Here is a 12,629-nt window from a genome sequence, read left to right as displayed (position 1 = left end):
CGGCTATAACCTTTTATCTATAAATTTAATTGGCTTGCGGGTAGCTTCGGTAAATTGTATTTTCTGTATCTCTTCTACCGTTACGTATTTTATGTGTGGGCTTACCCTTAGCCGGGCTTGTAAATAAGCTCTTATCCTATGGTCGCATTCCTCACTATCCTCAGCCGGTACGAGGTATAAAGCCACCTGGTCTAACCCTATCTCGTTAGAATAAACCTCTATTACAAAATCAAGTATTTCTTCACGCTCGTTAAGCAGATCAAACAAGGCCGGCGGGTAGAGTGTGGTGCCTTTAAATTTGATCATTTGCTTTTTACGCCCAATGATGGATGAAAGCCTCAGGCTTGTTCGGCCGCAGGCACACGGTTCATCAAAATACATACATATGTCGCCGGTTTTATAGCGCAGCAATGGCATACCTTCAATACCCAGGGTAGTTATCGTTACCTCGCCCGGAATATTTGGAGCAACCGGCTGGTTATTTTCGTCCAGCACTTCAACTATCAGCAATTCGGGCTTATAATGCCCTCCTTTCCCTTCACTGCATTCTGTAAAGGCAGTTTGCATTTCGGTACTTGCGTAGGTAGAGAACAATTGTATATTCCAGGCCTCGGTTATTTTTTTTCCTAATATGTTAAAACTAAAATCTGTATTACGAATATTTTCCCCAATACATATTGCCTTTTTTACAGACGTTTGATTAATATCTATATTAGTTTCCTTCGCAAACTGTATCAGCTTTAAAATAAAGGATGGTACAGCAACAATGGTTGTTGGTTTTAACCGCTTGATGGTTTCCCATTGCAGAGCAGGCACACCCGGCCCTAAACGCACCATGCCGGCACCCAATTTGCGGATGCCCGAGTAATAGGCTATACCGGCCATAAACTGCCTGTCGAGTGTTAGCATTAGTTGGTAAATATCCTGTTTAGTGCCGCCTGCGCATAAAAAGGAATTGTATTCGTTATATGCCAGCCGGTCTAAGTCACTTTCGGTAAGCGCAATGGTTACCGGGCTGCCCAATGTCCCAGATGTTGACATGTATTCCACTACATTAATTGCTGGCACACATAAAAAATCATCGTTGTGTTTTTGCAGGTCATCTTTAGTAGTAACAGGGATGAGCGGCAGATCGGTTACAGATTTTATGGCGTTGATATCAACCCGGTGTTCTGTAAATAGTTGCTTATAAAAAGGAGAATTTGCTGAAAGGTAGGCCAGCAATTCCTTTAATTTTGTTTCCTGTATGGTGGTAGTCTCTTCTGCCTTATCGCTTATCGTATCCATTACTTTTCTATAATTACCACTGCAGATGCCACAGTTTTTATATGCGTTAAAGAAAGCGATATGTTGCCTGTTTGCATAGCATTAATAGTTATAAGCGTATCGCCATAAAATTTAAATTGCGGCTTGCCTGTTTCGGTATGCACTACTTCTATCTCGTTAAACAAAGTACCTGCTGCCCAACCAGTACCCAGGGCCTTAAAAAATGCTTCTTTGGCTGCAAAGCGAGCAGCATAATGTTCAAATTTATTCTTTTGGGACTCGCAATAGGCAATCTCATCGTCAGAAAAAACCAACTCTACGAAACCGTTATTATTGCTTATCCTGCTTTCAATCCGTTCAACTTCCATAATGTCAATGCCAAGTCCTATAACCATATTATGCGCCTATTGTTTAGCCGATTTCAAATCTAATAAAATCTTTTTTCGTGCCAATGTAATTATAACCTTTGTTTAAGGGTTAAAACATCTGTTTGCCTAAGTTGTAACGTATATAACGTATTATGTTTAAACAACCATTGTTATCTGCCCTGCTATTGTTTGCGACATTAACATTACGAGCGCAAAGCTCATCTTCTGTGAGATATAAAGATCTTGTTTTCCATAACGTTATAAAAACAAGCGATTTAACTTATAGTCCCGCCGATACTGAAAAAGAGAGAAAGGCGCATTTGTTTGATCTTTACCAACCTAAAGGAGATAACGCTACCGCCAGACCACTCATCATCTGGATACATGGCGGAGGTTTTAAATTCGGTTCGAAAAATGCTGCAGGTGTAGAATTATGGAGCGATACGTTTGCCAAACGCGGTTACGTTTGCGTGTCTATCAATTACACGTTAAGTAAGCACTATCCCTTTTTGCATTTTGATGAATTGTTAAGAAGCTGTTACTATGCTGTGCAGGACGCGCGCAGCGCTGTGGCATTTTTTAAAAAGAATTATAAGGAATATAATATCGACCCGGATAAAATCATAATTGGAGGCAACTCCGCAGGTGGAATGATAGCCTTGCAAACCGCCTATAGTACCAATGCCGAACTTGCCAAACTTGCCGCCCTGCCCGATGGCGTGGCAAATTCAAACCAAACCGAAGTAATCAAAGTGGCCGGCGTTATCAGCTACTGGGGGGCGATATATGATTTAAACTGGTTAAAAAATGCCAAAGTGCCTATTGTATGTGTACATGGCAGTAAGGACAGCCTGGTACCCTTAACCCATAAAGACACCCCTTTGTATGGCAGTTTAGCTATACACGAAAAAGCAGATACTTTAAAAATAGCCAACGGTTTTAAGTTATTTGAAGGTTACTCGCACGAATTGCAAAAGCATTTTAACCCCATTTTTGGCGCAGGCAAAAAAACAAAAGAACGCTGGCTGGAAGCCGGGCAGTACACCGCAGACTTTTTGTACACCATTGTAATTAAATAAATACTTTATTTTTAAGCTAAACATATTGATTGCTTTTGAGTTATAGTTTTAATACTTGCCACTAAAAACATGAAGATGATAAGAATTTATATGGCCGCGGCACTATTTATTGCTACCGCGCAATTTGCTGAAGCTACTCCCGTATCACCGGTGGCACCTGCAGAAACCTTCCAGAGGAGGCCCCCACCACCACCAGACCCATTGCACATTTTTCACAAGCGCCCACGCAGGCGGGTCGTAATACATCACCCGCCACCGCGGCACAGAAAAATTAAATTGCCGCGTATAAAATTACCGCCGCACCCACCGCGTCCATAACTAATAAAGCCCTTCAACTTCGGGTGTTACACGGAATGAAGTCACATAAAATAACGCCTGTAAATCAATGACTTACAGGCGTTATTTTATTCAGCGGCGAGGGAGGGAAAGAAACTCTTCTCATAATCAAGGATTGGGCGTATTAATAATACTTCGGGATTAGCAGAGGCATTGGGTTCGCAGAACGTCTCCATTACGTTTGAATGAGATTGATATCGCAATCATTTTTTAATCCGACGAATTGCTATATTCTTTTTCAGTAACGTGTTAACTATACCATGAGGCCATATTGTCTGCCCGTAATAATTTTACGGCATACTTACCAACTTTTTTGTTGAAAAGTAGCAGGTCGAAGGTATCAAACTATAAGATATAATTCTCAATCGCCTAATATTTTTTAGCTACTCTATGAAGCCTTTCACCTTCAAATCTTGGATTACCGGTTCAATAAGTCGCAAAAAGCTCTCTAAATATTGAAAATATTCCTGCTGAACGGTACAGGAAAAGAAAACCCGCTAAAGGTATTAACCGGACTTTGAACACCTCAAAGTCCGGTTTTAATTCGCTTTGATCCGCTAAAGCCCCACGGCTTTTTTTACACTGTCTCTATTTAACCCCTCCATTCGGGAGATGGCCTTAGTATTTACTTTCCCATTGGCATCAATCACCACGTAAGACGGGAACCCGCTTCCTGCATTAAGGGTAGTTTTCAATTGATCAATAATTTTTTCATTGACAAATATATGTGTACCTGGAATTTGTAATTCCGCGACTTTATTTTTCCATAGATCAATATTCGAACCACTGGTTGTACACAGGTAGATATACTCAATAGGCAAATCTTTATTTTCCTCATGTAAGCTTTTGCTCGATGGCAAATCTGATAGGCAAGGCGCACACCAGGTTGCCCAAAAATCGATTATCAGCGCTTTATTTGCGAATTTTGATTTCAGGCTAAGAATAAAATCATTGGCATTTTTCAGCGTATCTATTTGGTAAAGGTCAGCTTCGAAAGGCAGCTTCACCAATGGTTTGCCAATGTCAGCGGTCTCCAGTTTTTTGGATGAGGCAAACAGACTGTCGATATTTTTTTGTATAATATTGGCTTTAGTCAGTTCATCTCTCGCAATTTTTTTGCACCATTTGGTTTGGATGCTATTGATGATCAATGGGTAAGACTGCGTGAATGTGGCGTTCTCATCCTTTAAAAGAAAAAGTTTTAATACATCAGATTTCTGGGGTGTAAATGTGCTATCGAACAACGCAATGGTACCTTCAAGCCCTTTTCCTCTTCGATCACTTTTTTTGTTCATGGCGTAAACGTGCAGGTATTCATAAAATAAAACGCCACTATTGCTGGTGAAATAAGGTTTATGATTGCTGACTTCTGCAAAAAGTTTATCCGGCATTACATCACCCCAATAAGAAATACAGAGATTTCCGTACAACTCAGACATTGTCTCATTTTTAACAGCCCAACTATATTTGGGAAACCCAGCAATAAATTCGTTATCGATTTGTACCAATTGCTGGCGGATGGAGTCGACCCTGGATAAAAAGCTATCTGTAGTAGATTTGTTTCTTGACTCACGTAATTTTCTCAGTCTTTCAAATATATTTTCCCTTTCCTGTTTTTTAAACAGTACATTTTTATTCATAACGATATTTAGTTCACCGTCCCGGCCAGAGTATTCGACGCCATCGCCAATCATATAAGCTTGTTTTACCGCTGTTTTTTGCGCGTCTATACTAACAGTCAATCCCTCATTGACATATATTCCGGCGTATAGATAGTTGCCCACGCTCAGCCAGATCTGTTGATAAGGTAGATTTCCATCAAGAACAAGCTTCGCCATTCCGCCAGCATCCGTCTCTGCATATTTGGTGGTTTGAAACCCTGTTCCGAACTGTACAAGGATATATTTGATGTCGACTTTTTTGCTGCCTTCCGGCAGGTTTTTCAGCTGAACGGTAAGGGTGGCCGGTTTACGGGCACCGAGGTAGGTATCCATCTTTTTATCCTCTATGGTAATTTGGGCAGGATTTTGCGCATACAAGAGTGTGCCATAGAAGGACAGTAAGGAGAACAATAAATATTTCATGGCGATAAGGTTTTATTTTTGATGGTATGTAAAGCTTTCAGGATGCCCTCTTTTTTGCTCCTGGAGATCTGCATATGGTATAGTCGAAGACCGAACGGATAACTTCCATTTTTATTATAAAGCTCAGTTATTTCAGCTTACTTTTTACCAAAACTTCCCGCAAGGGTATTGAGTTGCGCTGCGCTGTTAGTTTGGCTGCCGTTGTTAATGACAATACGATACCGGAAAGTTACCGATTCTCCCTTTTTAAGGGTCAGCATTTTCTCAGATTTACCATTGGTAAAAATCTTCTCGCCAAGTGGGTTAGCAGCAAATAAACCATATCCGCGGGCATGCCAAAAAGTTGGATAATTGGGGTTTTTAGGATGATCTATTATAGCAATGCTTACCGAATCGGTACCCATTTTACCAAAAACTTTGCACCATACCCCCCTGCTGCTCCAGGCATCGTCTCCTGTTTTACCGGCACTGGTTATATAATTACCATTGGCCACATGATCGGTACCACCTTTCACCACGGTTACATTACCTTTATCATCAGTAAACTTCTGATCTTTAGCATCGGGCATCTGCAGTTCATGAGCTAATCGCAGCCCCAGCATTCCATCTTTTGCATCTTTAAAAAAAGCGTCCTTATCTGCTTTTAAAGTAGTAAAACGATCAATTATACGCTGGTTTTCGTTACCGCTGAATTCATAACGGGTTGTTTCTTCCACAATAACATCTTTTTGCTGATTGGTCCAGTTAGCATGATAGGTTAATACACCGGTATTACCACTTTTTGCCTCCAGGATGCGATCAGTACGCACCCAACCATAAAAATTCTTCTTATTTGCAGGGATAGCATAAGAATTATTCCAGAAATCTAATCCGTTCAAATTTTCAAAATTAAACCAAACCCCAATATGATGCGGGTGATCGGTTGGGTCTCCTTCCCTTGGGGAGAGCGGGAAACTACGGGTAACAATAGTTCCATTAGCAGCGTGCAGCGGATATAATACCGGCTTTTCCAATGTATCGGGATACAGGAAACTGGTAAACAGCCTGCCGCCGATAGAAATATCCACCTTATTTTCATTTTCCGATTTCTGCACCGTAACCGGTTGTGCCTTTTGGGCAAATACCGCCGGAGTTAAGGCCACCATGGCTATAACAAAACTCAAAGTTTTAAATCTGATCATTATAATTAGAATTTAAATATTTTGCCATTTGCCATTACTTCCTGTGTCTTCTCATCAAATGTGGCCTTATAACCGGTATGCACAGCAGCATTAGTCATGATATTAGCTATAGAATGACTATATCCCGCCTCCACTGGTGCATTTGGCTCTTTACGGCTGCGTACGCATTCCATCCAGTTACGTACGTGGTTTGATGTTAATACATCGCCGCCTGTATTAGCTGAGGCTACTACCTTTTCGGTATTTGCCAGGCTTATTTCCGGTAATAAATTGGCCTGCATATTCATGGCAGCAGCCATTTTTTCTGTTAACCCCCCTTCCGGAGAAACTTTGTTAGTGTTCAGGTTTAATTCACCACCGTTTGAATAATAGATCTCGGCCGGATGCTCTTCTCCATTATGCATACGCGAGCCAAAGGTTACCTGGAAGCCTGTTGACAAATTATCAAGCGGGCCATAATCAAAAGCGGCTGAAATGGTATCCCAGTTTCTACGGCCATCTTTCCATTTATAAATACCGCCATTAGCCACTACACTGCGCGGGTGTTTAAGACCGCTAAACCAGTGTACAGTATCAATCTGATGGCTCATCCACTGGCCGGCCAGCCCCGATGAATATGGCCAGAACAAGCGGAACTCTAAATATTTTCTGGGATCAAATGCTTCATACGGGCGGTTCATGATAAACCGTTTCCAGTCGGTATCCGCTTCTTTTAACTGGCCTAACAGTTCCGGTCTGCGCCAGCGCCCCGGTTGGTTAACATTCCAGGTTAATTCAACCATAGTGATAGGGCCAAATTTACCCGAGCGGATAAAATCATTAGCGGCATGGTAATTGGCCCCGCTCCTGCGCTGTGAGCCTATCTGAACAATTTTGCCTGTTTCCTTGATGGCCTTCAGTGCAGCACGGTTATCTTCCATGGTTTCAGCAAAAGGTTTTTCTACATAGGCATCACATCCTGCTTTTACAGCTTCAATGGCATGACGGGCATGCTGGAAATCAGCCGTGCTGATAAATACCGCATCAATAGTTTTGCTATCGTATAATTCCTCATTGTTGCGGTAGGCCTTTACCTCATTCTGCATCTTCTCTTTCCAAACAGCAGCACCTTCTTCCCTTCGTTGTTTCCAGATATCTGATACACCCACTACCTCAAAATTAAGTTCCTTGCAATGGTTCATAAAACTCGGAATATGAGAACTTTTGTGCCTATCTGAAAAGCCTACAACACCAACCCGTACACGATCGTTAGCTCCAATAATACGTTTATAACTCTTAGCGCTACTCCAACTGGTTTTAGTAAGCAATACACCGGCACTGGCCAATGCGGTTTGCTTGATAAAAGTACGGCGTGATTTTTCCATGCTGTTTAAAAAAGGTTTTTAGTTTAGCTTGTTTATTTGAAATTGTAGCGCTGTCCATCCGGCAGGCTTTCATCATTATATTTTTCTGAAAAATAGGTATTTGGTTGACAGCAGTGGTTAGCCGACTAAACCAAATATCGATGAAATTATACAAAAGTGGTAGTGTTTTTTTAAGATTGAATGTAACAATAATGCCACCAAAGTCTTCCATCATCACGGAGGTCAGTTTTCAAAAAGGCGCTACAAATTACCTCATCATTAAATGATGATTAATATATTGAATGACTAATCAATCTGTTATGAGTAATTGTTTCGGTATCTGGCTATATTGTTTGGCCCTATGAATTATGCCTGATAAGGTTTAAGTCTGCTTAACCAGCTTGCTAAAAATTGCTTTTGTGAACCCGTTGCTAATGAATGGTAATAATCCCCCCTTAATTGGTTATATCTTTTATAAATAGCTTCAGGAGGAGTTGAATTTATAGCAGCAAGAGATTTTTTACCAATATCTCCGTCGTTAACCAAAGCCGGGGTTCCATCCGGTCTAATATCATTATAAGCATCTTGTAACCTTTTGGCCGCTGTGCCGGTACCAGAATTAACACCAAAGTCATAAACACTATTTGCTAACTGCTGGTCGTCTATAAAATCTAACTGATTTACATTCCAAAAGTTTTGTTTATAAAATTGCGAGATAAGGTCATTGACCGGCTCTGTAGCAACCCGGGCAGAGGCATTGATCCAACCAGCTAAAGTGAATTTATTTTTAATTTCAACTGATTGTCCCGGATATTGATTTTTATATTTATCAATAAACTCCCACCCCTTCCAGTTTGGCCAAAAGTTTCTGGCAATGCCGGCATATGTTTCCCCACCCCTGTCTGATGGGTTATTTGCATAACCGCCCTCGTTACGCCCGGTTATTTTTTCCGCTATCTTAAATTCTGCCATGGTACAAAAAATTATTGTGTAAAAAATAATCCCTAAATAGACGTTAAGGGGTGGTGTGGTTTAATTGGTGTGTGATAAGGGGCTCGTGTATATGAAGATAATAATAATATTTTTCAAATAAAAAAATAGTTAATATAGAGCAAACAACAGCCCTTGGGATTGGAATGAGTTAAGACTATCTTACTTATTAATACCTTTTAATTGGTAAGTGTTTAATTGGTAAGTGTAGCATATTTAACGTAAGATACCTGAGGCAGATAATATTGCTAAGTATGCAACAATATTTTATTTGACTGAATAATTTAACTATTTGTAAAATTCTCCAAAATGCCAGAGGATTCCGGATGGGTCGTGAACAAAACATTCTCTCCCCCAGTCATTTACTCTAATTGGAGTTAATTTTACACCTTTATATTTAGTTGTAAGATCTAAAGCTAAAAGCTCGTTCCAATGCCGGGCAACATCTTCAACTTCTAAAAAAATCATTGTGTTGTCTATCCAATCCTTAACATACGCATCTTGTAAATAAAACCCTAAACCATCCGTTTGAAAGTATGACATGTTATAAGACAAAACCTTTTCCTGAAACCCCAGGTCCCGATAAAAATTTCTCGAAAGTTCAAAATTTTCAGCTCCTATAAATGGTCGGATAGATCTTGCTTTATGTTCCATTAATTTCTTGTTTAATATGATTAACCTTTGCTGGGTATGTTGTGGCGATCATCACAAAACGCCCAGCCCTAACTAATGTGAAGATAAAAAGTTTAATGGTTATTTCCTTTCTTCGTAGCAGCGACTTAAATGCCCGGCATCGTTAAGCCACCCTTGGTTTTTTTCAAAATATAACTTTCTTCAATACTTTCTGGTAAAGTTCAATATGCCTTAACGAGTTACTATAAATATCGTAATTGCCTTCTACTGCTTTCTTCAATACCAAAGCTTTATTTAGGGCTTCCGTATAATTATCTATCACGTTTTGTACTGCCAAGTGAAAAGTGCTTATATCTGCAACATAGCCATTTTCATTATTTAGTATCGCTGGGATGCTTCCTACCGGTGTTGCAATAACAGGGACACCCGCAGCACCTGCTTCCAACAATGCTACAGGCATTCCTTCCCATAAGGATGGCATTATAAAACAGTGCGATTGCGAAAGCAGTTCAGGTATATCCTTCCTGTATCCCATGAAATTAAAATAATCTTCGATCTTATTTTCGGCTATCTTCTTTATAAGCTGATCTTTTAAAACCCCTTCACCAACAATATTAATTTTGAAAGAGTACTTTTCTTTAAGAAGCAGCACCAGATCAACAAAATAGAATGGATTTTTCTGCTCTTCCAAACGGCCAACAACCAAAATTGTAAATAATTCCGGAGGATTGTGCGGCAGCTGAAACCTGGAAATATCAATTCCATTGGAGATAACCACGGAATCAGATTTTTGATACCATTGCCTTGAATTTTCTGAAAGAATTATATCGGCATTTCTTAAAGGCCTGGTTAAGAAAAATATAACCCTACGATACCAATGCTTTACATAATTATTATTCAAAGTAAAGATCAATGGCACCGAAGGTTTTAAAAGTTTTATAAAACAACCAAACATTGCTGCATGGAACATGTGTGCGTGAATTAATACCTCTTCATTATCATTTACAATAGCTAATAATTTTTTAAGACCAGCTATAACCTGCGTAGGTTTATTAACACCCAATGATATTGTCGTAATTCCACTATCAATAAATTTCTGTTTTATCCTATCAATACTACTTATACTTATAACATATACTTTATAGCCCTGAAGCTTATTTTGTTTGGCTAATTCCAAAACAAAATGCTCGGCTCCGCCACTTCCTAAACCAATTAACAAATGAATTATAGTCATTATTTATATTTAAATCGTTATGTTTTAAAGAGTGTTCTTAATGAAAAGAGGCCTGATAAATAGAATTAAACAAGCACTATAAGCCAAGTAATTCCTGTAAACCATACCCTCGGTAAAAAACCCCATAACTTTCCCAAGTTTCAGTTTCGATGTATAGTCGAATTGACATAGCTTTATTTCCATTATTTGCTTGGCTTTAATTGCGGCTAATCGTTTCATGGGTCGACGATTTTGGCGATCGGTAGAGAATGCCCAGCTTCCAACTAAAGTTGAATAAAGATAAATGCTTAATGAATACTTCTGTTACCCAATAAGTTGCACAATAAAATGCAACAATGAGTTTCTTGCGTCACACTTTATTGTGATTAATTTATAATTAAGAAGATAATAATGCCGCCTTTTGTATCGGTTTCATCCCTGTATGATTTGGCAATAACCGGCTGATTTTTTTGACACAGGCTTGCAGTTTGGTGTATTATTTCACCAAATATTATTGATTCACTTTTTAGATTATAAATCGGTCTATTTAGTATGCTGATTAACCAACGGGATTAAACGTTTGCCAATTAGTTCAATAGATTGCAATAACTTATCCTGCGGAAGCGCAGCCTGGTCCATTTGAAATGTAACCCTGGAAACTCCGCCTAAAGCCTCACTATGACGAACTATTTTTTCAGCTACTTCTTCCGGACCACCTATTAATAGCGCGCCTGTGGGGCCGGTTTGTGCATCATATTGCGTACGGGTAACGGGCGGCCATCCACGTTCCCTTCCTATTTTGGTAAATACCTCTGCGTATCCGGGATAAAAATCATTGGTAGCCTCTTTTGTTGTGTTCCCTACATAACCAATGGAATGCAAACCAACTTTTAACCGATCAGGAGAGTGTCCGGCTTTTTCGCCGGCTTCACGATAAAGATCTATCAGTGGCCTAAAGCGATGCGTTTCGCCGCCAATAATAGCAACCATTAAAGGAAGCCCTAAAATGCCGGCCCTAACAAATGATTGCGGAGTACCACCAACACCTAACCAGATAGGCATTGACGATTGAACCGGCCGAGGATAAATGGATTGACTATGGAGTGGCGCGCGAAACTTGCCCGACCAGGTAATGGTTTCATTATCTCTGATCTTTAATAACAGGTCAAGCTTTTCGGCGAAAAGGGAATCGTAGTCTTCCAGTTTATAACCAAAAAGCGGATATGCCTCTACAAACGAGCCACGCCCAGCTACAATTTCTGCACGCCCATTAGAGATAAGATCTAAAGTGGCGAAGTTTTGGAATACTCTTACCGGGTCGGCCGCGCTGATAACGGTTACTGCACTGGTTAAGCGGATACGCTTGGTACGCGCCGCCGCGGCTGCAAGTATCATAGTTGGTGACGAGTCTAAAAATTCTTTCCGGTGATGCTCACCTATGCCGAACACATCCAGCCCCGCCTTATCCGCGTATTCAATTCGTTCCAGCAAGTTGCTTATTATATCGGCATTTTTTGTGGCCTTATCATTGAACATCGCCGCGGCGAAGCTGTCTATCCCTATTTCCATGTTGCACTTTTAAATTGATGTTTAAACAAGTATTAACAAGTGTAGGTATTATTTTGATGTAAAAAGCAAAGCAGTTATTCTTTTGAACAATTGCTGACAATACTAACCTCCTTACTTTACGGCTTTAAGTTTTTTTTAATAACCTAAATTCATCCTATTTACCCTCAAGCCATTTTTGGGCGTTCGTAAAATAGATCTTATCAATAACCCTCTTTGGTAATTTTAATCCTTTAAGCTTTCCAAACCCTTTTAAGGTGATAGTATCATTGGTTACATAAAATTTCCAGTCACTAATCCAATCAGCATGAATATCTTTTTCTAATTCTTCTTTATTTGAAGATGCGTTAACCGCCCTGTCTGTTCCATAAACCAATCTGTCCTGATATTTAACAAAAAAATTGTGTGTTTTTTGCCAGTTGTTTAATGCATGCAATTGCAAATTAGACATTCGCGACAGATCAACGCTCATATTAGGGTACTTATCCAGTCGCTTTGCCAGTTCATCAAGGCTCCACTCTAAACTTCCTAAATGCGCACCTATAAATTTCAAATTTGGATGCTTCCTCA

The 12,629-nt window shown here is 39.9% G+C and carries 11 protein-coding genes; 1 reads left to right on the top strand and 10 read right to left on the bottom strand.

Features of this window, described 5'->3' with window-relative positions:
* Positions 1-3: 3 nt before the first annotated feature.
* Together JWQ85_RS21180 and acpS are read right to left on the bottom strand one after the other, a co-directional pair.
* Entirely contained in the window at positions 4-1,287 is a 1,284-nt protein-coding gene (locus JWQ85_RS21180) for a phenylacetate--CoA ligase family protein (protein WP_299471555.1), read from the bottom strand.
* Positions 1,287-1,661 (bottom strand): holo-ACP synthase, encoded by a 375-nt coding sequence (gene acpS / locus JWQ85_RS21175; protein WP_299471553.1) that lies wholly within the window; start codon positions 1,659-1,661, stop codon positions 1,287-1,289. The genes JWQ85_RS21180 and acpS overlap by 1 nt, the downstream gene beginning before the upstream one ends.
* Positions 1,662-1,861: 200 nt before the next feature.
* Here acpS and JWQ85_RS21170 point away from each other — a divergent pair, with 200 nt between their 5' ends.
* On the top strand, positions 1,862-2,713 hold the full coding sequence (locus JWQ85_RS21170; RefSeq protein ID WP_299471551.1) for an alpha/beta hydrolase: 852 nt from the start codon (positions 1,862-1,864) through the stop codon (positions 2,711-2,713).
* A gap of 893 nt (positions 2,714-3,606) precedes the next feature.
* Here JWQ85_RS21170 and JWQ85_RS21165 read toward each other — a convergent pair.
* From JWQ85_RS21165 to JWQ85_RS21130, 8 genes are all read right to left on the bottom strand, one after another.
* A complete protein-coding gene (locus JWQ85_RS21165) occupies positions 3,607-5,133 on the bottom strand; it encodes a TlpA disulfide reductase family protein (RefSeq protein WP_299471549.1) in 1,527 nt (508 codons plus the stop codon).
* A gap of 137 nt (positions 5,134-5,270) precedes the next feature.
* Entirely contained in the window at positions 5,271-6,314 is a 1,044-nt protein-coding gene (locus JWQ85_RS21160) for a PmoA family protein (protein ID WP_299471547.1), read from the bottom strand.
* A gap of 5 nt (positions 6,315-6,319) precedes the next feature.
* A complete protein-coding gene (locus JWQ85_RS21155) occupies positions 6,320-7,678 on the bottom strand; it encodes a Gfo/Idh/MocA family oxidoreductase (RefSeq protein WP_299471545.1) in 1,359 nt (452 codons plus the stop codon).
* A 345-nt stretch (positions 7,679-8,023) separates the two neighbouring features.
* Positions 8,024-8,629 (bottom strand): glycosyl hydrolase 108 family protein, encoded by a 606-nt coding sequence (locus tag JWQ85_RS21150; protein WP_299471543.1) that lies wholly within the window; start codon positions 8,627-8,629, stop codon positions 8,024-8,026.
* 306 nt (positions 8,630-8,935) lie between these two features.
* Positions 8,936-9,301, bottom strand: a complete 366-nt coding sequence (locus JWQ85_RS21145) for a glyoxalase (protein WP_299471541.1) — start codon at positions 9,299-9,301, stop codon at positions 8,936-8,938.
* Between the two features lie 163 nt (positions 9,302-9,464).
* Positions 9,465-10,514, bottom strand: a complete 1,050-nt coding sequence (locus JWQ85_RS21140; protein ID WP_299471539.1) for a glycosyltransferase family 4 protein — start codon at positions 10,512-10,514, stop codon at positions 9,465-9,467.
* A gap of 522 nt (positions 10,515-11,036) precedes the next feature.
* Positions 11,037-12,062, bottom strand: coding sequence for an LLM class flavin-dependent oxidoreductase (locus JWQ85_RS21135; protein WP_299471537.1), 1,026 nt, complete (start codon positions 12,060-12,062; stop codon positions 11,037-11,039).
* 154 nt (positions 12,063-12,216) lie between these two features.
* A partial coding sequence (locus JWQ85_RS21130; RefSeq protein WP_299471534.1) for an amidohydrolase family protein occupies positions 12,217-12,629 on the bottom strand: 413 nt, incomplete at its 5' end.

The sequence above is a fragment of the Mucilaginibacter sp. genome, assembly GCF_028288105.1.
GTDB lineage: Bacteria > Bacteroidota > Bacteroidia > Sphingobacteriales > Sphingobacteriaceae > Mucilaginibacter.
The sequence above is the reverse complement of the archived record's forward strand: the minus strand, read 5'-3'. Positions and strand labels throughout refer to the sequence as shown.